The following is a 21803-nucleotide window of genomic DNA, read 5'->3' as shown; positions in this document are numbered from 1 at the left end:
GTGGGAATCGACTCCGCCCCGGTCGCGGCCTCAGCCCGATACCGCCGCCCGCACCGCCTTGGTGACCTCGTCGGCGCGCTTGGTGATCTCGTCCACCCGGGCGGTCTGCGCGGCGAGTTCGGCCCGGACCTGCTCGTCCCTGATGCTGTTGAGGTTGACCTCGATGTTCACCCGGGACGTGGTCGCCGCCGCCCGCGCCGCCTCGACCGCCGCGGCCACGTCGGTGATCACCGCTTGATTGGCGATCGGCAGCAGCTTCTCCGCCAGTTCGACACACGCCGAGGCCACCACGATCACCTCGGCCGGCGGCTTGGCCGCGCCGATCAGCGCGGCGGCCACGGTCGCCGACCGGTCGGAGACCTCCTTGGCGCTCTCCCGGGGCAGCCGGTGCGCCTCCGTCACCGCGGTGAACGCGGCCGCGTCGGCCTCGGCCAACCGCAGTGCCATGGCCCGCAGTTCGTCGGTCAGCGAGATCACCTCGGCGATCGAGCCGGCGTGCTCGGTGTACCGGTCGCCCGTGGTGTAGCGGGCCACCATCCCGAGCAGCGCGGTGGCCTGCGCGACGTGCAGCGCCGCCGCCGCTCCGCCGCCGGGCGCCGGCACCCGGTCGGCGAGCCGGTCCAGGTATTCGCCGATCTTCTCGTCGTGCATGGGAGTTCGTCCTTCGCTCGGGGGGCGACTACCGCATGTCCGGGAATCCTCGCACGAATCCGATCCGTGTTCGGTCCCGACGGCAACCTTCGCACCGCCGTGCGGTCAGCGCGTCGGCCCCGCCGCCGACTCCCGCACGCGGAGCACGATCGCGGTCGCGTTGTCGTGGCCGCCCGCGTCCAGGGTCGCGGTGAGCAGGCGGTCGACGATCCCCGCGGGCGCCTCCGGCGCGGCGAGCAGTCGGCCGAGCGTGTGGTAATCCAACTGTTCGGCGACGCCGTCGGTGCACAGCAGGTACACGTCGCCCGGCCGCAACGTCACGTTGAGCACGTCCGGTTCGGGCCGACCGGGGTGTCCGAGGTAGCGGCCGAGCCGATAGCGCGCGGCGCCGGCCTCCGGCGAGTCGGCCGCGTACCAGCCGTAGACCGCGCCCAACCACGCCTCGGTGTGATCCACCGTCAGCAACTCCAGGTATCCGGCCCGCAGGCGATACCCGCGCGAGTCGCCGATCTGGACCAGCCACGCGGCGGCCTCGGGATCGCTCCCCGCGCCCGCGTCGGCGACCAGCGCGGTGAGCGTGCAGCCGGTGACCCCGTCCAGGTCGCGGGCCGCGGCCAGCACCCGGTCCTGGACGCCGGCCACGCCCGCCCGCAACGCCGCCGGGTCCGCCGCGCCGCCCCCGTGCACGGCCCGGCGGACCGTCTCGGTGAACCCGGTCATCGTGATCCGTCCGGCCGCCGTGCTCCCGGGCCCGTCGCCCATGCCGTCGACCACGGCGGCCAGGCGCAGGTCCGGGTCCAGGCCGAACACGTCGAAGTTGGCCCGATACCGGGTGCCGACCACGCTGCCCGCCGCCGCGAGCACCCGCACCGGGCCCGCCGTGAAACCGACCCCGCCCGCGGCCCCCGGATCCTGCCGGCGTCGTTCGAACATGAGCGGCCCCCTTCGCTCCGATTGGCGTACCGTGGCACGCTATCGGGCGATCAGACCACGGTGCGGAAATGTGTGGTGAGCCGCCCGGCGTCGTCCAGCACGTGGAACGCGAGCGCCGGCGGGATGTCCGCGGCGACGAACGGCGCGTCCTCGTCGGCGCGCTCCCAGGGCAGGTTGACGGTGGAGACCACGCCCGGGGCGACGATCAACGGCTTGCCGGCGAACGTGGTGGCCGCGGGCGTGTGCGCGTGTCCACACAGCAGCGCGGCCACGTTGGGCCGGTCGGCGACCACGGCGGCGAGACGGTCCGCGCCGAACTGGCGGATCGCGTCGATGGTCGGGATGCCCAACTCCACCGGCGGGTGGTGGAAGGCCACGAACACCGGTACGGAGGACGGGGTTTCGTCCAGCACCCCGGTCAACCAGGTCAGCGTCTCGTCGGCGATCAGCCCGTCGTCGCGGCCCGGGATCGACGAGTCGCACAGCGCGTACACGGCGCGCTCGGTGCGATGTGCCCGGTTGATCGGGGCGTCGTCGTCGGGCTCGTCGAGCAGCCCCTCGCGAAACGGTCCGCGTACGTCGTGATTGCCGGGCAGGATCAGCAGCGGGTGCCTGGACGCCAACGCCTTGCGGGCCTCGTCGTATTCGGCGGGCAGGCCCCGGTCCACGATGTCGCCGGTGACCAGGACCGCGTCCAGGTCGAAGGGGAGCGCGTTCAGGTGCTCCATCGTCGCGCGGGTGCGCTCGGCGGCCCGCCGGCCGCCGTCGAGGTGGGTGTCACTGAGATGCGCGAACACGATCATCGGGCGGTCCTTGGAGGCGAGGGGAAACGTCGTTCCGGTGTAACCGGTCGTGATGACGTAGACGCTACGCGGGCCACCGGACCAGGGTTAAGATCCAGTGAAATGCCGAAGGATTGGTCCGGTTCGTGAGCGCGGTGGGTGAGGCGGGCGGTGCGGCCGCCGCGATCGACCTGCACGTCGACGTCGACACCGCCGAGGGCCGCCGGGTCGGTCTGGAGCGAGCCCTGCGGGCGGCGATCCGCGGCGGGCGGCTGGCGCCCGGTGCCCCGCTGCCGTCCACGCGCGGGCTCGCCGCCGACCTGGGCTTCGCGCGCGGGACGGTCACCGCGGCCTACGACCAGCTGGTCGCCGAAGGCTTCCTGATCACCCGTCGGGGAGCCGGCACCCGGGTCGCCGACATGCCCGGACCGGCCGTGCCCGCGGCCGCACACGGCGGGCCGGAGACCGCCCCGCCCCGCTTCGACCTGCGTCCCGGCCTGCCGGACGTGTCGGCCTTCCCGACCGCCGCCTGGCTGCGCTCCACCCGTCGGGTGCTCACCACCGCCGCGCCGCTCGCGGTGCACGGCGTCGGCGACCCGCAGGGCCGGCTCGAACTGCGCACCGCGCTGGCCGAACACCTCGGCCGCACCCGAGGCGTGCTGACCACGCCCGATCGCATCGTGATCACCTCGGGCTTCTACCAGTCGATCGGGCTGCTCGCGGGCGTCCTGGCCGAGGCCGGGGTGCGTGTGGTGGGGATGGAGGACCCCGGGCACAACGTGTATCGGGACGTGATCCGGCGCGCCGGGCCGGCGGTGGTGCCGCTGCCGGTGGACGCCGAGGGCGCGCGTTTCGAGCGGTTGGCCGATCCGGCGCTCGGCGCCGTGGTGTTGACGCCGGCGCACCAGTATCCGACGGGCGTGCCGCTGCGACCCGGACGCCGACACCGGGTGTGCGCGTGGGCGCGGGCGAGCGGCGCGTTGATCGTCGAGGACGACTACGACGGCGAGTTCCGCTACGACCGGCAGCCCGTCGGCGCGTTGCAGGGCATGGCGCCGGAGCATGTGGCGTATTGCGGGTCGGTGTCCAAGACGTTGGGGCCGGGACTGCGGCTGGCCTGGCTGGCCCTGCCCGCACACCTGGTCGAACCGGTGGTGCGGGCCAAGCACCGGGCCGACTGGCATCCCAGGGGCTGGGCCAGTTGGTGCTGGCGGATCTGCTGAACCGGCACGACTACGAGCGGCACGTGCGCGCGGCCCGGCTGAGCTATCGCCGTCGACGGGCCCTGCTCGTGCGCCGCTTCGGTGCCGAACGGACCGCTTCCGGGCCGGAGTTCCGCGGGGTGGCGGCCGGGCTGCACGTGCTGATGACGCTGCCGCCGGGCGGGCCGGACGAGGACCTGGTGCTCGCGCGCGCCGCGGCGTGCGGGATGGCGCTGCGCGGCGTACGCGAGTTGTGGCACGGGCCGGCTCCCGAGGAGGGCGTCCTGGTCGGCTTCGCGGCCTCGCCCGGCCACGCCTGGCCGGGCACGCTGGACGCGCTGGCGGAGGTGCTGCGGGCGCCGTGATCGGGCGGGCGCGGTCAACCGGGCCCGACCACCCGGAAGTACAGGTGGGTCACCCGTCGGCCCTCGATCACCCGGGTCGCCTCCAACTCGATCGGGGTGTGCGCGAGGTGGTCGAAGAAGCGGATGCCCGCGCCGAGCAGGACCGGTACCAGGTTCACCACGATCTCGTCGACCAGGCCCGCGTTCAGGCACTGGCGCACGATGTCGGCGCCGCCGATGCCCACGGTGCGGTCGCCGGCCGCCTTCCGGGCTCGGGCGACCGCGTCGGCCACCCCGGCGGTGACGAAGGTGAACGGCGCGTCCGGATGCGCGGCGACCCACTCGTGCGGGACGTGGTGGGTGACCACGAACACCGGCACGTCGATCGGATGGCTGCCGCCCCACCCGTCGGTGAGGTCGAACAGCCGGCGGCCGGCGACGACGGCCCCGGCGTCGACCAGCGTCTTGCGCAGATGGCGGGCGCTCGCCTCGGAGGTACGGAAGGTCGGCCCCGAACCCGGTGTGGGGATCTCCACGTTGCCGTTCGAGTACCACCCGAACAGGTCCTCGACGCCGTCCGACGGGTCGGCGACGAATCCGTCCAACGACATGGTCTTCTCGGCCACGACGATTGCCATGCGGCTGCCCTCCCGGGGTCGGGTCCGGGGTATCCCTCCAGTCTCGGGGAGGGTGTGGGCGGGCGCGCGCGGGGACGGGCGGTGCGGGCGCGGCTCGGGTTCCGGGCGGGTACCCGGGGCGCGCTCGACGTGCGCTCGACGCGCGCCATGCGTGCGCCCGGCGGATATCGGTGACGCGGAAGATCCGGGACGTGACCGTGGGTGTCGTATCCATGGAGCAAACCGGGGACGGCTGATACGTTGAAGCGCGAGGATATGCGTGCAGCTTTGTGTATAAAGCACCTTTCTCATTCCCTGGATCCGTCCGCCGGCCGTGCCGGCCACGTGCGACTCCGGGCCCGGTGCCGGAGAGTTCGTGGCCGCCCTTCGTGCTCGCCCTCGTCGTTCGTGTTCGGTTCGTGCCCGTGTTCGTTCGCACTCGGTTCGGGTGCCCGATCCGTCGTGTTCGGCGTTCTGTTTCGACCCCTTTCCGTTCGGCCCCCCGGCTCGACGTGCGGTTCGACGTGGCGGTTCGACTTGCGACAGCAGGAGGCGGCTCGATGAGCATTTCCGACGAGGAACGACGTGTCTTCACCGAGCGCGACCTGCGCGCGTTGTCGACCGCGGACCGGGACGCCGACCCGGCCGCCGAACGCCGGGCCTGGCGGCACCTGGGCGACGAGTTGGGCCGGGTCCTGTGCGACCGGTACGAGCAGGGGCCGCCCGCGAGCGCGGAGTCGCTCGTGTCGCCGGACCGCTGCCCGGTGCGGACCGCGATCGTGCTGCGGGCGCGGACCCGGGACATCCGCGAGCGGGTCCTCGGGCATCGGGCGGCGGTGGGCCGGGCGTTCCGGGTGCTGGAGACGCCGTGCCGGGGCGACGGCCGGTACCGCCGGGCGGAGGCGTTGATCGCCCTGTCGCTGGCCGCCGGTCAGGCCCGCTGCCTGGGCAACCGCCTCACCCTGCTCCCGACTCCCGTCCCGCCGCGACCGGGCGCACTCGCCGAGGCCCTGGGCACCGCCCTGGCCGAGAGCGGTCGCGCCCTGGACGCCGCGCAGCGACGCCTACGCGCATCGGCCGAGCCGGGCCGAACGATCCCGGCCACGGCCGCCCTCGCGGCGGCGGGCTCCGCGGCCCGCCTCGCCACATGCCTGGAGGAGGAGATCCGCGCCGAGGCGATCGACGCCTCCGACACCGACCTGTCCCACGTCGATCACCTGGACCTCCCCCTGCTGGCGGGGGTCGTCTGGTCCCGCACCACGATCTGGCCGGACACTCTGGCCCCGCTGACCCGCCGCCACTCCAACCGCGTGGCCCCGGGCGTCTACCAGATCCGTGCGACCCACCCCTGAGCGCGCACCCGAGGGTGTGGGTGTCACCGGGCCTGCGTCCAGTGGGTGGGGTGGGTGTGGGGATCGGCCAGTCGGGTCCGGGAGTTGCCCTTGGCGGCGTCGAGTTGGGACCGGGTCAGGTAGAGGGCGTCGCGCAGGTCGGCGTCGCGCAGGTCCGCGTCGCGGAAGTCGGCGCCGATCACGTCGGCCAGGCGCAGATCGGCTCCGCGCAGGTCGGCGCCGATCAGGTACGCCCCGCGCAGGTTCGCGCCGCGCAGGTCGGCGCCCTTGAGGCGGGCCCCCATCAGGTCCGCGCCGCGCCGGTCCTTCCGGCGGCCCGGGAGGACCGCGCGGGTCAGTTCGCTCGCGCGCAGGAGCAGTGGGTTGTACCGCTCGCGCAGCGCCGTGATGTCGACCCGCAGCAGGTCGGCGGGGCTGCCCAGGGTCAGCCGTTCGGTCTCGTCGTAGGCGGCGCCGAGGTCGGCGTGTACCGGGTGCGCGGCCGGCAGGGACAGCGCCTCGTTCAGGTAGCGGAGCAGTTCGTGCAGGTCGCGCATGACCGGGAAGACCCGGAACATCTGCTGCGCGGTGTGCGGCGCCCGGCGCCAGTCCCGGCCGGCGTACGTCACCTGGGCGACCTTCTGGCCCGCGCCGAAGCAGTCGTAGACGGTGCAGCCCGTGAAGCCGATCGTGCGCAGGCGCGTGTGTACGCCGCAACCGAAGTCGTCCGTGCGCAGGTTGGGGCAGGGGCGGCCGGCGGGCTTGTCGATGGCGAAGTCGGCCGAGGCGGCGAAGGCGGGCGCGACGCAGCACAGCGCGAAGCAGTTCGCGCAGTCGGCGCGCAGGGCCTCGGCACGCGCGCCGACGAGGACCGGGTCGGGGCCGGGTGCTGCGGGTTCGCGCTGCTCGGGCACGGTGCGGGGACTCCTGACGGGGCGGGGGAGCCGGGGCCGGGGTCGCGGTCGGCTCGGGACGATCCGCCCATTGTCCCCGATCGGCCTCGGTGAGCGGTTCGGGGCGGCGCTCACCGGGTGGGGTGGACGGGGCGACTCGGCGAAGTGGGCGGGTTCGCGGCCGAGGTGGTGGCCGCGGCCGCGCGCAGGCCGGCCAGGAAGGCGTCCATCGCCGGTTGCGGCGGCGCGGATCGGCGGACCGCCACGTGGATTCGCCGGACCGGCTCGGGGTTGCGCAGTTCGCGGACCGCGGTCGCCGACGGCCGGGCGTCCAGGGCCGATTCGGGAACGAGGGCGATGCCGAGCCCGGCCGCCGCGAAACCCTGGGCGGTGGCGTAGTCCCGGCTCTCCACCACGAAGTCCGGGCCGAACCCGGCCGCACCGCACGCGTCGAGCAGCACGTCCAGACACGGCCCCGGCGATTCACTGGCCACCCACGGCTCGTCGGCGAGATCGATCAGATCGAGCACGGGTTTCGCGGCGAGCCGATGCCCGGGGGGCAATACCGCGCGATACCGGACGTCGAGCAGGTGCACGAGCCGCAGATCATCGCCGACCGGCCGGTCGGCGGGCCACACCACAAGCGCCGCGTCGGCCCGCCCGTCCCGCACCTCGGCCAGCGGATCGAGCGGCTCGGACAACCGCAACTCGACCTGCACGCCCGGATGTTCGCGGCGCAACGCGGCCAGCGCGGGGGCCACCAGGAGCGCTCCGACGCTGGCGAAGTAGTGGATCGTGATCCGCCCCCCGCGCCCGGCCCGAAGCTCGGCCAGCGCGGTCTCGGCCCGGGCGAGGTGCGCGCCGACGACCACCGCGCACTCGGTGAGCAACCGCCCGGCCTCGGTCGGCCGCACACCCCGACCGACGCGCTCCAGGAGCGCGATCCCGACCTCCTTCTCCAGCGCCGCGATCTGCTGGCTCACGGCGGAGGGCGTGTAGCCGAGGTTGCGCGCGGCGGCGGTGACCGAGCCGCTGGTGACCACCGCTCGAAGGGTCTGCATACGCCGGACGTCAATCATGTAGTGAAGCTTAAAGGTTCATGCAGACATTGTCGCTTGTCTTAAGTGATGGGATGCGACACCGTAAAAAATCCCGTTGATTCCCTTGATCCCTTTGCTTCGGAGGCGAACAGTGCCGGGTGGCTCGCGCGCGACGCTCGTGCGGATGGTGGTTCTCGCCCTGCTCTGGGGGTCGGGCTTCCTGTGGATCAAGGTGGCGTTGAACGGGGGGTTGGCGCCGCTGCACATCACCGTCGTGCGCTGCGCCCTGGGGGCACTGGCGCTTTTGGCGCTCGCCCGGTCCGCGCGGCAGCGGCTCCCGCGTGATCGGCGCACCTGGGGGCACCTCGTCGTGGCCGCGCTGTTCTGCAACGCGGTGCCGTTCTTCCTCTTCGCGGTCGGCGAGCAGACCGTGGACTCCGGCGTGGCGGGTGTCCTCAACGCCACGACCCCGCTCTGGTCACTGGCCATCGGCATCGCGATCGGCACCGAACGCGGGCTGCCCGCGACGCGGTTGTTCGGCCTGGTCCTGGGCTTCGCCGGCACGCTGCTGATCTTCGCGCCCTGGCAGCACGGCGGTGCGACCGGTCGCGGCGCACTCGCCCTGCTCGGCGCGGCCCTCGGGTACGCGGTCGCGTTCGCCTACATGGACCGGCACCTGATCGGGCGCGGTGGCGCGCCGCTCGCGCTCTCGGCCGCGCAACTGGTGTGCGCGACCGGGCTGACCGCGCTCGCCCTCCCGGCCGGCCCCGCGCATCCGGGTGGGCCGACCACGACCGCCGTGATCGCGGTGATCGTCCTGGGCGTGTTGGGTACCGGCGTCACCTTCCACCTCAACTCCCGGCTGATCGCCGACGAGGGCCCGACGGCGGCGGCGACGGTCGGCTACCTCCTGCCGGTGGTGTCGGTGACCCTGGGTGCGATCGTCCTGGACGAGCCGCTGAGCGTACGGGTGGTGGCGGGCATGATCGTGGTGCTCGCGGGCGTGGGACTGACCCGGGTCCGGGGAACGGCCACTTCGACCGCCGAGGTGCGAAGCCCCGCCTCCCCTTAGCGGTCGGTGTCGTCGGGGGTGGGAGTGGCCTGGTGGAAGGACATGCGCCGGCCGGCTTCGGCTTCGGCTTCGTCGGTCGTCGGGTGGGTGTGGACCCATCACGCCGGGGATCATCGAGCGATCTCGGTTCAGGAGGTGCGGCCCGGGGTCCAGGTGCCCGGGCGGATCACCACGGCCGTGGTGTGGATCGGTGGGCTGTGCCGGAAGCGGAGGGTGAAGGGGATGGTCTGGCCGGGGGTGAGTCTGGGGGGTGTGCCGAGCATGATGTTCGCGCCGCTCGCGGTCATGCCGAGCAGGCCGTTGGCCGGGATCGGCAGGGCCTTGGTCATCCACATGCGGCCGGCGTAGCCCGTGTAGGTGTGGAAGCTGAAGCCGACGTCGGTGGTGATGGGTGTGCTGACGGAGACGAGTTCGTCGTTGGCGTCGCCGGTGTTGCGGATGGTGAAGTAGGCGGAGGTGGCGTCGGCGTTGGTGGCCAGGTGTACCCGACCGTCGCTGATGGAGAGCTTGGGCGCGGTACCGGCGCGGCCGGTCGCCGTCCAGACGGTGAGCAGGGTCAGCGCGAGGGCCGCGGCCAGGACGGGGCCCGCGACGGACTTCAGCGCGGCCACGGGCTTCGGTACGGTCGGGGGCTTCATGTCCGGTCCCGCTTCGCGTCGTCGGGGCGGCCGGCCCGGAATCGGGTCAGCCGGAGGCTGTTGGTGACCACCGCGAGGGAGCTGACCGACATCGCGGCGGCGGCGAGCATGGGATTGAGCAGCCCGGTCACCGCGATCGGGATCAGCACCACGTTGTAGCCGAACGCCCAGCCGAGGTTGGCCCGGATCGTCCCGGTCGTGCGCCGGGAGAGCCGGATCGCGTCGGCCAGCGCGCTCAGGTCGTCGCGCACCAGCGTCACGTCGGCGACGCCGATCGCCGCCGCCGTGCCGCCGCCCATGCCGATGCCCAGGTCCGCCTCGCCGAGCGCGATCGTGTCGTTGATGCCGTCGCCGACCACCGCGACGGCCCGTCCGGGGTGGTCCTGCCGCAGGCCGCGGACGAGTTCGGCCTTGTCGTGCGGGTCCAACTCGCTCAGCACCTCGTCGATCCCCACCGCGTCGGCCACCGCCCGGGCCGGGCCCGGACGGTCGCCCGTGGCCAGGATCACCGTGACGCCGAGCCGATCCAGCGCCCGGATCGCGCCGGCGGCCTCCGGGCGTACCGAGTCGCCCAGGACCAGCACCCCCGCCGGCACGCCGTTGACCGTCGCGACGACCGCGGTGTCCCCGGCGGCGTCCGCCTCGGACAGCGCCGCGCGCAGGCGGGCGGGCAGCGCCGTGACGTCCTCGACGCCCGGGCGCAGCACGGCCACCCGCGAGCCGTCCACGAGGCCGCGTACGCCGATCCCGGGCTCCGCGGCGAAATCGGCGACCGGCGGCAGTGTGCCGACGCGCTCGCCGGCCGCGCGGGCCAGCGCGCGGCCGATCGGATGCCCGGACGCGGACTCGACCGCGCCGACCCGGGCGAGCAGTTCGCCCGGGTCGACGTCGGGGGCGGCCACGTGGCGCAGCAGGCTCATGCCGCCGGTGGTCAGCGTGCCGGTCTTGTCGACCACGACGGTGCCCACGCGGCGCAGGCGTTCCAGGCCGGCGGGTTCGCGGATCAGTACGCCGAGCCGGGCGCCGCGCCCGGTGGCGGCCAGGATCGCGGTGGGCGTGGCCAGGCCGAGGGCGCACGGGCAGGCCACGACCAGGACGGCCATGGTCGCGCCGGCCGCGGCCTGCGGGTCGCCGCCGGCGCCGAGCCAGAAGCCGAGCACGGTCACGGCGGTGGCCAGTACGGACGGGACGAACACGCCCGCGATGCGGTCGGCGAGGCGCTGCGCGCCGGTCTTGCCGGCCTGGGCCTCCTCCACCGCGGCGGTGATCCGGGCGAGGCGGGTGTCCGCGCCGACCGCGGTGGCCCTCGCGGTGATCCGGCCGCCCTCGTTGACGCTGCCGCCGGGGACCCGGTCTTCGGGGCCGACCTCCATCGGGCGGCTTTCCCCGGTCAGGTGGGACACGTCGAGCGCGGAGCGGCCGTCGACCACGACGCCGTCGGCGGGTACCCGGTCGCCGGGCCGGACCACGAACACCTGACCTACCGTCAGGGACGCGGTCGGCACGGTCACCTCGACCGTCTTGCCGCCGGGCCCCGGATGCAGGACGGCGACCCGGTCCGGGACGAGCGCGGCCAACTCGCGCAGCGCGGAGCCGGTCCGGGTCCGGGCGCGGTCCTCCAGCCGGCGGCCGAGCAGGACGAACAGCGGCACGGCGACGGCGACTTCGAGGTACATGTGCGCCTCGTCGCCGGCGGCGGGCGGCAGCAGGGTGAAGGGCATCCGCATCCCGGGCTCGCCGGCGCCGCCACCGAACAGGGCCCACAGGGACCAGCCGAACGCGGCGAGGACGCCGAGGCTGACCAGGGTGTCCATGGTCGCGCCCGCGTAGCGCAGTCCGTGCAGGGCCCGGCGATGGAACGGCCAGGCGCCCCACGTGGCCACCGGCGCGGCGAGCGTCAGGCACAACCACTGCCAGTTGGTGAACTGCCAGGCGGGCACCATCGACAGGACCAGTACGGGCAGCGCCAGCGCGGCGACGATCAGGAGATCGCGCCGACCGCGGTCGATCGCCTCGGCGGCCGGGCCGGTCGCGGCGGCGCCCGCGGGGGTGGGGCCGGCCACCGTCGCCTCGTAGCCGGCGGCGGTGATGGCCGCGAGGACGTCGATCACCGGCAGGGACGCGGGGTGCACGACGCGGGCCCGCCCGGTGGCCAGGTTGACCGTGGCGGTGACGCCGTCGAGCCTGGCCAGCCGACGCTCGACCCGATGCACACAGGCCCCGCAGGTCATGCCGGACACGGTCACGTCGGTGGTGATCGGTCGGGTGGAGGTGGTCACAGGGCGGCGCCGGGGCTGCGCGGACCGCCGTCGGGTTCGCCGAGACCCATCCGGCCGTGGCCGCCGCCCTCGTCGCCCATCTTGACCGGCGCCCCGGGCCGGCCCGGCTCGCGCAGGTCGGGCGCCACCGGGCCGGCCTGGCGGCCGATCGTGAACGCGACGACGAACAGCACCGCGAGCAGGCCCAGGAAGGCGAGCACCGTTCCGGGCGCCGAAGCGGCCCGGCGCGACGTCGCCGTCCGACGCGAGGGCGAATCCGGGGTGATCCCGGCATCTCCGGCAACTCCGGTGATCTCGCCGGTCGGCGGACGGAACGGCGGGCGCGGGCGCGGATGCCGGGAGCGATCCCGGGGGTCGGGTCCACCGGCGAACACGGGCATGAAATCGGGCTCCAGGGATCGATCGGCGGGCGAGGGCATCCCGGTAGTCGGTCGGCGATCATGCCTGGTTCCCGCACGACACGATTCACGCGGACTCCCGGGGGACGGCCGGGACGACGCGGACTCGGGGCACACGGTGGCGGGTTGTCGCCCTCGACGTCGATTCCGCGCCGATCGTGTGCCGGTTCCGATCGGGTTCCGGGCGGATCCGGGGTGGAGTTCGGTCCGGGTTTCGGCGGGGTTCGGGAGAAGTTCGGGAAGTGGGCGGCCACCCCCGGGTCCGATCGGCGTGCGCGGATGGGAACATGAGGGTCACCATGCCTGCCCGGTCCGTGCTTCGAGCCGTTCGCGCCGCGATGTTCGCGGTGGTCTGTGTGTTGCTCGCGCTGTTCGGGCACACACTGATGTCCGACGCCCCGGTGCACTGGGTCGCCCCGGTCGGGGCCGGGGTCGGGATCGGCGTACTGGCCTGGGCCGTGGCCGATCGCGAACGTGGTCTGGGCGCGATCACGGCCGCCGTACTGGCCGCCCAGGCCGGTCTGCACACGTTGTTCACACTGGCCCGGCAACCGGTTCCCGAGCCGACCGGCGCGGCCCGCTTTCGGTCCCAGTGGCTCCAGGTGTTGTTGTGCAACGACGACCGCCCCGGTGACGCGCCGACCCACTCGGTGGCCGAACTGCTGACCCGGATGCGGTTGGACCCGGACCTGGCCCGACAGTCCCCGGCGGCGGCCGGCTTCGGCGGACCCGCGTCCGGCTCCGGTGGGCACCACACGGCGAGTGCCGGTTCCGGGATGGGCGGGATGAACCACGACGGTGCGCTGATGTCCGTTCTGGGACACGGCGGTACCGGGATGTTCGCCGCACACGTGCTCGCCGCGCTCGGGTGCGGCCTGTGGTTGCGGCACGGCGAGAAGGCGGTCTTCCGACTGCTGCGCCTGCTCGCCACGATGGCGGGCACCGTGGTGCTCGCGCTGGTCGGCGCCTGGACGTCGCCGATCGCCGCCGGCCGCCCCGCGATGCCGAGGGCGAGCCGGCGTCGGGTCCGGGCCGTCCCCAAGTGGGTCAGCCGACCGCTACCGGGTCGAGGGCCGCCGGCGGCGCTGTACGCCTGACGTCCACCGACGTCCACCGATGTGCGCTCCGGCCCACGCACGACCGCGCGGGACGGCCGGGTCCGTCGTGCCTTCGGCGCGGTGACCCCGCCCGATCCGGGCGCGTCCCGGGCGCGTCGGCGCGTCGCGGTCGGTGGATTCAGGCGTACCGATCACCCGGGTGACGCCGGTGTCGTGACCGGGAAACGTTCCCCGGTTCCCGCCGCCCCGGCGCGGTCCGCGACGTGGTCGCGGCCGCCCCGGGCGTCGGGAACGGGCGGGCGTCGTCCCGATCCGCGACGCCGCCACCCCTCCCGTCGGCACGCCCGGCGTCGGATCCGGCTCGACCCGATCGGACCGGCCCGGTGCCGCGTCACGGGTGTGGGTCGGCGTGTCCTCGGGTGCTCCACCGCACCGTCGTCGAGTCCGAGTCGCAGGCACCGCCGCGCTCGGCTCCCGGTGCGCGCCCCTCCACCCGCTCGGCATCGATCCGCCCGGCGCCGATCGATCGCCGCCCGCTCGACGAGGACGTGGACCATGTCTGCTCTCCACCCTGTCACCCGATCGGAACACCGCTCCGAACACCGGCCCGACCACCGACCGCCGGCGCTGTCGGCACTGCCGTCGGCGCCCGCGCCCGACCCGAGGCGTCCCGCCGGTTCGGGGCTCGCGACGACCGTGATGTTGCGCCCCGCGGGGCGCCGTACCGCACACCCCACGCCCGACCCGTCCCGTGCGCCCGAAGCCTCGCGCGGCGAGCGCACCGCCTCGGTGACCCCGCTCGACTCCCGCCGGTCGGGGGATTCCATGCCCGACTTCGACCTGACCGCGAGGGCCCTCGCCGGCGCGGCCGGTGACCCGGAGGCCGTGGACGACTTCGTCCGGGGCACGCATCGCGACGTGTGGCGCTTCGTCGCGTACCTGACCGACGTCCAGAGCGCGGACGACCTCACCCAGGAGACGTACCTGCGGGCCTGGACGGCGCTGCCGCGTTTCACGGGGGCGTCCTCGGTCCGGACCTGGTTGTTGTCCATCGCCCGACGAACCGTCGTCGACCGCTATCGTGCGGCGGCCGCGCGACCCCGTACCGCCGCCGTCGAGGACTGGGTGGAAGTCGCCGAGCGCCGCCAGGACATCACCCGTCCCGGCTTCGACGAGGGCCTGGCCCTCGACGACCTGTTCGGCGCGCTGCATCCGGCCCGACGCGAGGCCTTCGTACTGACACAGGTGCTCGACTTCGGCTACGCCGAGGCGGCCGTCATCGCCGGCTGCCCGATCGGCACCGTACGCTCACGCGTCGCCAGGGCCCGAAGCGACCTGATCGCACTCCTGCGCGAGGCCGACGAAGTCGGCTACGACTCCCCGGAACCCCGCCCCACCCCGCACCGCAGGGCCGGCTGACGTGCCGGAGGGCACGCCACGCGACCCGCGTGGCGTGCCCTCGTTCGGGGGCGGCGACGCCCCGCTCGATGCCCTCCTATGCCCTGCGGTCCGCGAGTACGTACGAGGCGGCGGCCACCGTGCCGGCCACCGCGAACACCGAGGGCCAGGCGCCGATCCTCTTCGCGAGTGGGTGCGAGGCGCCGAACGCGACCGTGTACAGCCCGGTCAGCGCGGCGGCGGTCGGCGTACCGGCCCGCTCCCGCCACCCCTTGGCCGCCACCGCACCCGCCGCGGCGAGCACCGCGCCGCCGAGCGGCCGCCGCTTCGTATAACGGGCGACCGCGTACCCGCCGACCAACCCGGCGGCGGCAACGGCGGCGGAAGGTACACGAGCCATGGAACGCACTCCTCACAACGACGACGAGACCGCGGTCGATCGATGCCACCGGGGCACGGCGGCGACCGACCGCTCCGCGTACGAACCTAACCCCCCGCGATTCGTGGCCCGCCCCCACCCGGCGCCGAGGTCGCGTCAGGCGACCGCGGTCCCCTCGAGTTCGACCATCAGGGTTGGGATCGCCAGCCGGGTCACCCCGAGCATCGTGGTGGTCGGCGCCACCCCGGCGGCACCCAATCGTGACGCCAGCACGCCGTAGTGCCGAAAGAGCAGATCGACGTCGGTCGTGTGGACGTTGAGCCGGATCAGGTTCGCGAGGGACATGCCGGCCTCGCCGAGAACGGCCTCCAGGTTGTCGAGGGCCAGCGTCAACTGCGCCGCCATGTCGCCGTCGTGCTCGGGCCTGCCCTCGGCGCTCATCGCGGTCTGCCCGGAGCAGTACAGGGTCCGGGTGTGCCCGGAGACGACCTCTCCCTGGTTGAACCCGAGCTCCGTCGACCACGTCACCGGGTTGACTGCCGTTCGTTCCATCGCCACGTCGGCTCCATTCGTGTGTGTCGCAAGTACGTACGTCCGCCGGCCCGACGGCCGGCTCCGACGTCGTGGGGAAGAGCCTCGCAATGAATCACGACATCCTCGGTCATGTATTCCGATAAAATTCTCGAGGTGCGCGCCGATCGGTTGGTTTCGCTGGTGTTGTTGCTGCGTCGGCGCGGTCGGTTGACCGCCGCCACGCTGGCCGACGAGCTGGAGGTGTCCACGCGCACGGTGCTGCGCGACATCGAGGCGCTGTCCGCGGCCGGCGTCCCGGTGTACGCCGAGCGCGGTCGGCACGGCGGGTTCGTGTTGTCGCCCGGTTTCCGGACCGAGCTCACCGGACTGAACCACGACGAGGCCCTTGCCCTGCTCGCCGCCGGATCGGGGCGCGGCGAGCAGGTGTTCGGCCTCGGGTCGGCACTCGCCTCGGCGATGCGCAAGGTGGTCGACGCACTGCCCGAAAGCCATCGGGCCACCGCGAACGACGCGGCGCAGCGGTTTCTCGTCGAGCCCGAGACGGACCTGCTCTCGCGCCGGTCGCCGGCCGAGGAGGTGCCCGGTACGGCGATGATCGAGGTCCGGCGCGCGGTGCTGGCCGGACACCGGCTCCGGATCCACTACGCGGCCGCGGGTCGGGAGCCGAAGTGGCGCACGGTGGACCCGATCGGCCTGGTCACCGTGCGCGATCGGGGCTATCTGCTGGCCACCCGATCCGGCGAGGACCGCACGTACCGGCTGTCCCGGGTGCTGGCCGCCGAGGAACTTCCCGAACCGGCGCAGCGGCCGAACCGGGTCGACCTGGACCGGGTCTGGCGCGAACGCTGCGCGCAGTTCCTGGCCGACGAACAATTCGCCGTACTGGTACGGGTGAACCCGGCGCGGCGGGAGGAACTGCTGGCCACCGCGCTGGCCGTGCGCGCCGAAGAGCCCGAGGCGGACGGCCGACTGCGCCTGGAAGTGACCTTCCAGGACGCCCGCCACGCCGAGTGGGCCCTGTGGCAACTCGACCCGGACGCCGAGGCCCTGGCCCCCCGGTCGTTGCGCACGTCCCTGCACGACCGCGCCACCGCGGCCGCCGTCCGCTACGCGACCTCCCCCTGACCACCCGTTCCGCGCCTCCGCGCCTCGTTCGCGTCGGTGCCGTGTCTGTCGGGGGTGCCGGGTAGTGTTCGTCGGTCGGCGGTCTTGTCGCTTGTGGGTGGTTCGTGCGTATTCGGTGCGGTGAGAGGAGGTCGGCCGTGGGTTCGACTCGGTGCGGGGTGTGCCGTGCCTGGGTCGACCGGGCCGGGCCGGGGGCGTGGTGCGGGTGAGGGCGCCTCGAGTGGCCGTGGCGGCCGACGCCTACGGGCACGGGGGGCGGCTGCGGCCGCTGGGCGACGACGGGGTGCCGCTCGGTGCGGCCGTCCACGTGGCCGATCTGGTCGCGGCGGTAGCCGACTTCGAGGCCGCGCCGGTGCCGCCTCGGTGGGTGTGGGCCTCGGCGGAGAGTGCCTACGCGCCGTTGTCGCCCTCCCGGGTGAGCCGCTGTCACGACCTCGCGCTGGTCGAGTCGCTGCTGCTCGCACACGAGGAGCGGATCGGCGAACCCCGCTCGCTGGGCGCGGCCTGGGCCCGGCTGAAGGGCCTGCCGGTGCCCGAGGACCTGCCGATCGGCGTCGCCGACGCGCAGGACAGCCTGTTCGTCCCCGATCGGCTGCGGCTGCCCGCCGGCGTCGACGCGCTGGAGGCCGTGGTGGCGGTGCACGCCGACCAGGTGCGCCGCATCGACACGATCGAGGACGCCGCCCGGCGCTCCCGCTTCCGGCTCCTGGTCGCCGCCGAGTCGGCGGGCGGGCTGGCCGCGGCGGAGATGGCGGCCGACGGGCTGCCCTGGCGGGTCGACGTCCACGACGCGCTGCTCACCGAACTGCTCGGCGCCCGGCCCCGGGTCGCGGGCGCGCCGCCGCAACACCTCGTCGACCTGGCCGAGCAACTGCGCGCGGCGCTCGGCGGGCGGGCGTTCAACCCCGATTCGCATCCGCAGGTGATGAAGGCGTTCGCCGATCAGGGCGTACGACTGACCTCCACCCGCACCTGGTACCTGCGCGACGTGGCCCACCCGGCCGCCGCGCTGTTGATCAGGTACAAGGAACTCGCCCGCCTGCACGCCGCGCACGGATGGGCGTGGCAGGACACCTGGGTACGCGCCGGCCGATTCCGCCCCGAGTACGTGGTCGGCGGCGTCGTCACCGGCCGCTGGGCCGGTCGCGGCGGCGGCGCGCTGCAGATCCCGCGCGTCCTGCGCGGCGCGGTGGTGGCCGACCCCGGGTGGCGGCTGGTGGTCGCCGACGCGGCGCAGTTGGAGCCGCGCGTGCTGGCCGCGATGTCCGGGGACGCCGGGCTGGCCCGCTCGGCCGCCGCCGGCGACCTGTACGAGGCGTTGGCCAAGGCCGCCTTCCAGGGCGATCGGGCCAAGGCCAAACTCGGCCTGCTCGGCGCGATGTACGGGCAGACCAGCGGCGACATCGGCCCGCTCCTGACCACCCTGCGGCGGCGATATCCGGACGCGATGGGCTACGTCGAGGCCGCCGCGCGCACCGGCGAGGAGGGCGGCATCGTACGGTCGCGCCTCGGGCGCACCTGCCCGCCGCCGTCCTCCGCCTGGCTCGACCTCGCCGAGGGCGGCGCGAGCGGCGAACCCAACGCCGACCGCACCGACGACGCGGGCGCCCGATCGACGCGCGCCCGGGGTCGCTTCACCCGCAACTTCGTCATCCAGGCCAGTGCCGCCGACTGGGCACTGGCCCTGCTCGCCGCGTTGCGCCGCCGGCTCGCCCGCTACGACGCGTCCCCGTCGGGCCGCCCGCATCTGGTCTTCTTCCAACACGACGAGTTCGTGGTGCACAGCCCCGCCGACCTGACCGACGCGGTATCCGCCGCGATCACCGAGGCCGCGGAGGAGGCCCGAACCCTGGTCTTCGGCGACACCCCCGTCCTGCTGCCCCTGGTCCCGACGGCGACCCACACCTACGCCGAGGCCAAGTAGCGCGGCACGACGGCCGGGTGCCGCGTGGCCCGGATGTCAGTCGGCGTCGAGCCGGCGCGCGGGGCGGTCGCCGGCGGCACGGTGGGCACTCCGGTAGGCGCGCGGGGTGGAGTCGGTCAGCGCGCGAAAGTGCCGGCGCATGGCGACCGGCGACACGAAGCCCGCGCGGTACGCGATCTCCTCGACGGGGATGTCGGTTTCCCGGAGCATGCGTTGGGCCTCCTCCAGGCGCATGCGCAGGAGGTATTGCAGCGGGCTGAGGCCGGTGTGCGCGCGGAAGCGGCGGGTGAGGCTGCCCGCACCGGTACGGGCGTGCGCGGCCAGGTCGGCGAGCGTGAGCGGATCGTGGAGGTGCGCGCGCATCCAGCGCAGCGTCGGCTCCAGGCCGACGGTCGCGGCGACCTGCCGGGCGATGGTCTCCTGGACGTCGTCGGCGTACACGTGCAGCGGGGTGATCAGTTCCCGGCTCGTCGCGTCGGCCACCCGCCGGCCGTGATCGTGGGCGAGCAGGCGCAGACAGACGTCCATGCCGCCGAACACGCCCGCCGCGGTGAGGAAGGGGCCGTCCTCGATCGCGATGCCGAGCGGATCGACGTCGATGTCCGGATACAGCTCGGCCAGTTCGTCGGTACGGCGTCGATTGGTGGTGGCGCGGCGTCCGTTCAGGAGTCCGGTCGCGGCGAGCGTGAAGGTCCCGGTGTCGACGGCGGCGATCCGGCCGCCCCGTCGCGCCACCGCGCGCAGTGCCGGCACGACGCCGGCAGGCGGCGCGTCCCGGTAGCCGTCGTGGCCCGGGATCAGCACGACGTCCGCGTCCGCGAGGGCGTCGAGCCCGTACGGCGCGCCGATCCGCGGACCGGCCGGTCCGGCGATCGTCCGCGGACCGGGGCCCGAACAGATCCTGACCTCGTACGCGACGCCGCGATGGTCGCGTTCGGCGGCCCCGAACACCAGCCCGGGAGTGGTGAGCTGGTGCCCGGGAACCCCGTCGAGGGCCAGCACGGCGACGACCGACATGGGGGAATCCAATCACCCGCGGCACGCCGACGCCGCGCGCCACATCGACACGACGCGGGGTGTCCCACGCGCCCGGCATCACACCCGCGCCCGGCGCGGACGACCGCGCCGGGCGTCGGGCGCCTCGGCCTACCTGCCGCCGTGGATCGTCTTGTGGATCCAGCTCTTGTACGCGGTGTCGTTCGTGTACAGGCCCGGGCCCGTCGCGCAGCCCGGCTTGCCGTCGCCGTCGCCCGACGTGGTGCCGATCAGCTCCCACCGGCCGGCGCGGTTCTTCTGGATCTGCGGGCCGCCGGAGTCGCCGAAGCAGGCCATGGCGTCGAGCTTTCGGCTGACCGTGCACAGGCGGGTGCCGTCGGTGCGGCCGTTGCACTCGGCGCTGGTGCCCAGGCGGGTGTCCAGTTCCTGGAGCCGGTTCGGGAAGACCGCGTTCTCCAGGCCGTCCGGGTCGACGATGGTGCCGAAGCCGAGCAGTCGAGTCGGCGTGCCCACCGGCCCGGCCTGCTTGGCGAGCTTGATCGGCTTCTCCTTGACCGGCCGGTCCAGGCGGATCAACGCGAGGTCGTTCACGTTGTAGCCACCCTCCTCGGCCGGCTGCGAGTAGCCGGGATGCATCACGATCCTGTCGATCTTGCGAACGGTGCCGCCCTGCATGCGGTTCTCGCTGCCGATCCGCACCGTCCCGGCCAGTTCGATCGGCAACTCGCGGTCGACACAGTGCGCCGCGGTGAGCACCCACTGCCGGTCTATCAAAGTGGCCCCGCACCCGGCGTCCACGCCCCCCGCCTTCATCGGGACGTAGGCCATGAACTGGTACTTCTCGGTCGAGTCCTGCCCGTTGACGATCGCCCCGGCGCTGCCGGCGAAGGCCGTGGTGCCGAGCACGAGTGCCGCTCCCGTGGCCGTGAGCGCCTTGGCGACCAGGCCGCGCCGGCGGCGCGGGGCGGGGCCGGCGGTGGAACGCGAGGTGGATGCGCGCATGTGGTGACCTTTCGTGGAGGGAGTATCGGCCGCACAGGGGTGCGGCGGCCGTACCCGGGGCCGGACGTCTCCCGCGTCCGGCCTCGTGCCATCCATCCTCGGCGCGGCGATCGGCTCGAAACAGCCGTCTCGATGTCGTCCTCGGCTAGATTCCGGACATGCCAGTGATCGCCGTGCTCGCGCTCGACGGAATCCCCGGGCATCAGCTCACCGCCCCCGGACTCGTCTTCGGCACCGCCGCCCGGCATCACCCACCGGTCGCCTACGACCTGCGGATCTGTACCGCCCCGGGCTTCACGGCGACCGGCGACCCCGGGGCTTTTCGGGTGGACGGGTGCTGGGATCCGGCCGCGCTGGAGGAGGCCGACACGGTCCTGATCCCGGGGCACGCGGGCTTTCGCGACGAACCCGCGCCGGAGATCGTCGCCGCGCTTCGGGGCGTCGCCGCGCGCGCCGGCCGGATCGGCGCGGTCGGCACCGGGACCTTCACCCTCGCGGCCACCGGTCTCCTGGACGGCCGACGCGCCGCCACCGCCCGGCGGTACACCCGGGAACTGGCCCGGCGCCACCCCCGGATCCAGGTCGACCCCGAGGGTGAGGTGGTCGCCGACGGCGGGTTCCACTCCGCCGCCGGTGTGCTCGGCGGCGTCGACCTGTACCTCGACCTCATCACGCTCGACTACGGCCCGGGCGTGGCCATCGAGACCGAGCGGCAACTGTTCCTCCACCTGCACGCCCCGGCCGAGGACGTCGACGCCGACGGCCCGGACGACGCCGCGCACAGCGCGTACACCCCGCCCGGCAGCAGCCTCGAACCCACCACCGGGTGGCTGGCGGCCAACCTGCACCACCCGATCGCGCTCGCCGACATCGCCGGCCACGCCGGGCTCGGCGTGCGCAGCCTCACCCGTCGATTCCGCGCCGAGACCGGACTGTCCCCGCTGCAATACCTGCTCCGCATCCGCATCCAGCGGGCCCAGTGGCTGCTGGAGCGCACCGAGGACCCGGTCGAACGCATCGCGGCACAGACCGGCCTGGGCACGCCCGCGAATCTGCGCACGCACTTCCTGCGCGCGACCGGCACCACGCCGAGCGTCTACCGCGCGGCCTTCCGCTCCCTCGTCGCCGACCTCACCCCCGCGCAGCAGTCGCGGCCCCCGGATCGAAACCGCGCGTGAGCCGTCGAATTCCCCGCCCCGACGACGCG

Annotated in this window: 20 protein-coding genes and 1 pseudogene; 8 read left to right on the top strand and 13 right to left on the bottom strand. The window is 74.1% G+C overall.

What is annotated here, in order from left to right:
* Nucleotides 1–30 precede the first annotated feature (30 nt).
* From EMA17_RS11135 to EMA17_RS11125, 3 genes are all read right to left on the bottom strand, one after another.
* Nucleotides 31–651, bottom strand: coding sequence for a cyclodeaminase/cyclohydrolase family protein (locus EMA17_RS11135; protein WP_126636781.1), 621 nt, complete (start codon nucleotides 649–651; stop codon nucleotides 31–33).
* A 105-nt stretch (nucleotides 652–756) separates the two neighbouring features.
* Nucleotides 757–1584: a PP2C family protein-serine/threonine phosphatase gene (locus EMA17_RS11130; RefSeq protein ID WP_126636780.1), complete on the bottom strand. Its 828-nt coding sequence runs from the start codon at nucleotides 1582–1584 to the stop codon at nucleotides 757–759.
* Nucleotides 1585–1634: 50 nt separating this feature from the next.
* Complete coding sequence (locus EMA17_RS11125; RefSeq protein ID WP_126636779.1) at nucleotides 1635–2387, bottom strand: metallophosphoesterase; 753 nt, start codon at nucleotides 2385–2387, stop codon at nucleotides 1635–1637.
* Nucleotides 2388–2551: 164 nt separating this feature from the next.
* Here EMA17_RS11125 and pdxR point away from each other — a divergent pair.
* Nucleotides 2552–3933: pseudogene (gene pdxR, locus EMA17_RS11120) on the top strand (MocR-like pyridoxine biosynthesis transcription factor PdxR).
* 14 nt (nucleotides 3934–3947) lie between these two features.
* Here the strand turns inward: pdxR and EMA17_RS11115 are convergent.
* Entirely contained in the window at nucleotides 3948–4550 is a 603-nt protein-coding gene (locus EMA17_RS11115) for a dihydrofolate reductase family protein (protein ID WP_126636778.1), read from the bottom strand.
* A 539-nt stretch (nucleotides 4551–5089) separates the two neighbouring features.
* Between EMA17_RS11115 and EMA17_RS11110 the strand changes: the two genes are divergently transcribed.
* The gene (locus tag EMA17_RS11110) at nucleotides 5090–5881 is read left to right on the top strand and encodes a hypothetical protein (RefSeq protein WP_126636777.1); all 792 of its coding nucleotides are present in this window, start codon (nucleotides 5090–5092) and stop codon (nucleotides 5879–5881) included.
* 23 nt (nucleotides 5882–5904) lie between these two features.
* Here EMA17_RS11110 and EMA17_RS11105 read toward each other — a convergent pair whose 3' ends face one another.
* Nucleotides 5905–6774, bottom strand: coding sequence for a pentapeptide repeat-containing protein (locus tag EMA17_RS11105; protein ID WP_126636776.1), 870 nt, complete (start codon nucleotides 6772–6774; stop codon nucleotides 5905–5907).
* A gap of 110 nt (nucleotides 6775–6884) precedes the next feature.
* Entirely contained in the window at nucleotides 6885–7832 is a 948-nt protein-coding gene (locus tag EMA17_RS11100) for a LysR family transcriptional regulator (protein WP_126636775.1), read from the bottom strand.
* A 145-nt stretch (nucleotides 7833–7977) separates the two neighbouring features.
* On the opposite strand from EMA17_RS11100, the gene EMA17_RS11095 reads away from it, so the two are divergent.
* Nucleotides 7978–8865: a DMT family transporter gene (locus EMA17_RS11095; protein ID WP_126636774.1), complete on the top strand. Its 888-nt coding sequence runs from the start codon at nucleotides 7978–7980 to the stop codon at nucleotides 8863–8865.
* A 128-nt stretch (nucleotides 8866–8993) separates the two neighbouring features.
* Here the strand turns inward: EMA17_RS11095 and EMA17_RS11090 are convergent, their stop codons facing one another.
* The 3 genes from EMA17_RS11090 to EMA17_RS11080 are packed head-to-tail and all read right to left on the bottom strand — an operon-like array spanning nucleotide 8994 to nucleotide 12162.
* A complete protein-coding gene (locus EMA17_RS11090) occupies nucleotides 8994–9503 on the bottom strand; it encodes a copper chaperone PCu(A)C (RefSeq protein WP_126636773.1) in 510 nt (169 codons plus the stop codon).
* Nucleotides 9500–11782 (bottom strand): heavy metal translocating P-type ATPase, encoded by a 2283-nt coding sequence (locus tag EMA17_RS11085; RefSeq protein WP_281290475.1) that lies wholly within the window; start codon nucleotides 11780–11782, stop codon nucleotides 9500–9502. The genes EMA17_RS11090 and EMA17_RS11085 overlap by 4 nt, the downstream gene beginning before the upstream one ends.
* Nucleotides 11779–12162, bottom strand: coding sequence for a hypothetical protein (locus EMA17_RS11080; RefSeq protein WP_126636772.1), 384 nt, complete (start codon nucleotides 12160–12162; stop codon nucleotides 11779–11781). The genes EMA17_RS11085 and EMA17_RS11080 overlap by 4 nt, the downstream gene beginning before the upstream one ends.
* A 305-nt stretch (nucleotides 12163–12467) precedes the next feature.
* Between EMA17_RS11080 and EMA17_RS11075 the strand changes: the two genes are divergently transcribed.
* Nucleotides 12468–13277: a hypothetical protein gene (locus EMA17_RS11075; protein WP_126636771.1), complete on the top strand. Its 810-nt coding sequence runs from the start codon at nucleotides 12468–12470 to the stop codon at nucleotides 13275–13277.
* A gap of 660 nt (nucleotides 13278–13937) precedes the next feature.
* Entirely contained in the window at nucleotides 13938–14657 is a 720-nt protein-coding gene (locus tag EMA17_RS11070; protein WP_371862994.1) for a sigma-70 family RNA polymerase sigma factor, read from the top strand.
* Between the two features lie 76 nt (nucleotides 14658–14733).
* Here EMA17_RS11070 and EMA17_RS11065 read toward each other — a convergent pair whose 3' ends face one another.
* Nucleotides 14734–15036 carry a hypothetical protein gene (locus EMA17_RS11065; RefSeq protein WP_126636770.1) on the bottom strand — a complete coding sequence of 101 codons (303 nt, stop codon included), beginning with the start codon at nucleotides 15034–15036 and terminating at the stop codon, nucleotides 14734–14736.
* Between the two features lie 135 nt (nucleotides 15037–15171).
* On the bottom strand, nucleotides 15172–15567 hold the full coding sequence (locus EMA17_RS11060; protein WP_126636769.1) for a RidA family protein: 396 nt from the start codon (nucleotides 15565–15567) through the stop codon (nucleotides 15172–15174).
* Between the two features lie 135 nt (nucleotides 15568–15702).
* Here EMA17_RS11060 and EMA17_RS11055 point away from each other — a divergent pair, with 135 nt between their 5' ends.
* Together EMA17_RS11055 and EMA17_RS11050 are read left to right on the top strand one after the other, a co-directional pair.
* Complete coding sequence (locus EMA17_RS11055) at nucleotides 15703–16674, top strand: helix-turn-helix transcriptional regulator (protein WP_126636768.1); 972 nt, start codon at nucleotides 15703–15705, stop codon at nucleotides 16672–16674.
* A gap of 226 nt (nucleotides 16675–16900) precedes the next feature.
* A complete protein-coding gene (locus tag EMA17_RS11050; RefSeq protein WP_126637160.1) occupies nucleotides 16901–18598 on the top strand; it encodes a bifunctional 3'-5' exonuclease/DNA polymerase in 1698 nt (565 codons plus the stop codon).
* Nucleotides 18599–18634: 36 nt separating this feature from the next.
* Here the strand turns inward: EMA17_RS11050 and EMA17_RS11045 are convergent, their stop codons facing one another.
* Complete coding sequence (locus tag EMA17_RS11045) at nucleotides 18635–19615, bottom strand: GlxA family transcriptional regulator (RefSeq protein ID WP_126636767.1); 981 nt, start codon at nucleotides 19613–19615, stop codon at nucleotides 18635–18637.
* 129 nt (nucleotides 19616–19744) lie between these two features.
* Nucleotides 19745–20596: a S1 family peptidase gene (locus EMA17_RS11040; RefSeq protein WP_126636766.1), complete on the bottom strand. Its 852-nt coding sequence runs from the start codon at nucleotides 20594–20596 to the stop codon at nucleotides 19745–19747.
* A 158-nt stretch (nucleotides 20597–20754) separates the two neighbouring features.
* On the opposite strand from EMA17_RS11040, the gene EMA17_RS55285 reads away from it, so the two are divergent.
* A complete protein-coding gene (locus tag EMA17_RS55285) occupies nucleotides 20755–21774 on the top strand; it encodes a GlxA family transcriptional regulator (protein WP_281290474.1) in 1020 nt (339 codons plus the stop codon).
* Nucleotides 21775–21803 lie beyond the last annotated feature (29 nt).

Source organism: Embleya hyalina (genome assembly GCF_003967355.1).
In the GTDB taxonomy this organism is placed as follows: Bacteria; Actinomycetota; Actinomycetes; order Streptomycetales; family Streptomycetaceae; genus Embleya; species Embleya hyalina.
The sequence above is the reverse complement of the archived record's forward strand: the minus strand, read 5'-3'. Positions and strand labels throughout refer to the sequence as shown.

Coding starts and splice junctions, on each gene's coding strand:
- EMA17_RS11065 (WP_126636770.1), bottom strand. CDS start 15,036: ATGGCTCGTGTACCTTCCGCCGCCGTTGCCGCCGCCGGGTTGGTCGGC.
- EMA17_RS11090 (WP_126636773.1), bottom strand. CDS start 9,503: ATGAAGCCCCCGACCGTACCGAAGCCCGTGGCCGCGCTGAAGTCCGTC.
- EMA17_RS11045 (WP_126636767.1), bottom strand. CDS start 19,615: ATGTCGGTCGTCGCCGTGCTGGCCCTCGACGGGGTTCCCGGGCACCAG.
- EMA17_RS11110 (WP_126636777.1), top strand. CDS start 5,090: ATGAGCATTTCCGACGAGGAACGACGTGTCTTCACCGAGCGCGACCTG.
- EMA17_RS55285 (WP_281290474.1), top strand. CDS start 20,755: ATGCCAGTGATCGCCGTGCTCGCGCTCGACGGAATCCCCGGGCATCAG.
- EMA17_RS11095 (WP_126636774.1), top strand. CDS start 7,978: ATGGTGGTTCTCGCCCTGCTCTGGGGGTCGGGCTTCCTGTGGATCAAG.
- EMA17_RS11040 (WP_126636766.1), bottom strand. CDS start 20,596: ATGCGCGCATCCACCTCGCGTTCCACCGCCGGCCCCGCCCCGCGCCGC.
- EMA17_RS11060 (WP_126636769.1), bottom strand. CDS start 15,567: ATGGAACGAACGGCAGTCAACCCGGTGACGTGGTCGACGGAGCTCGGG.
- EMA17_RS11075 (WP_126636771.1), top strand. CDS start 12,468: ATGAGGGTCACCATGCCTGCCCGGTCCGTGCTTCGAGCCGTTCGCGCC.
- EMA17_RS11115 (WP_126636778.1), bottom strand. CDS start 4,550: ATGGCAATCGTCGTGGCCGAGAAGACCATGTCGTTGGACGGATTCGTC.
- EMA17_RS11125 (WP_126636779.1), bottom strand. CDS start 2,387: ATGATCGTGTTCGCGCATCTCAGTGACACCCACCTCGACGGCGGCCGG.
- EMA17_RS11080 (WP_126636772.1), bottom strand. CDS start 12,162: ATGCCCGTGTTCGCCGGTGGACCCGACCCCCGGGATCGCTCCCGGCAT.
- EMA17_RS11130 (WP_126636780.1), bottom strand. CDS start 1,584: ATGTTCGAACGACGCCGGCAGGATCCGGGGGCCGCGGGCGGGGTCGGT.
- EMA17_RS11135 (WP_126636781.1), bottom strand. CDS start 651: ATGCACGACGAGAAGATCGGCGAATACCTGGACCGGCTCGCCGACCGG.
- EMA17_RS11100 (WP_126636775.1), bottom strand. CDS start 7,832: ATGATTGACGTCCGGCGTATGCAGACCCTTCGAGCGGTGGTCACCAGC.
- EMA17_RS11070 (WP_371862994.1), top strand. CDS start 13,938: ATGTTGCGCCCCGCGGGGCGCCGTACCGCACACCCCACGCCCGACCCG.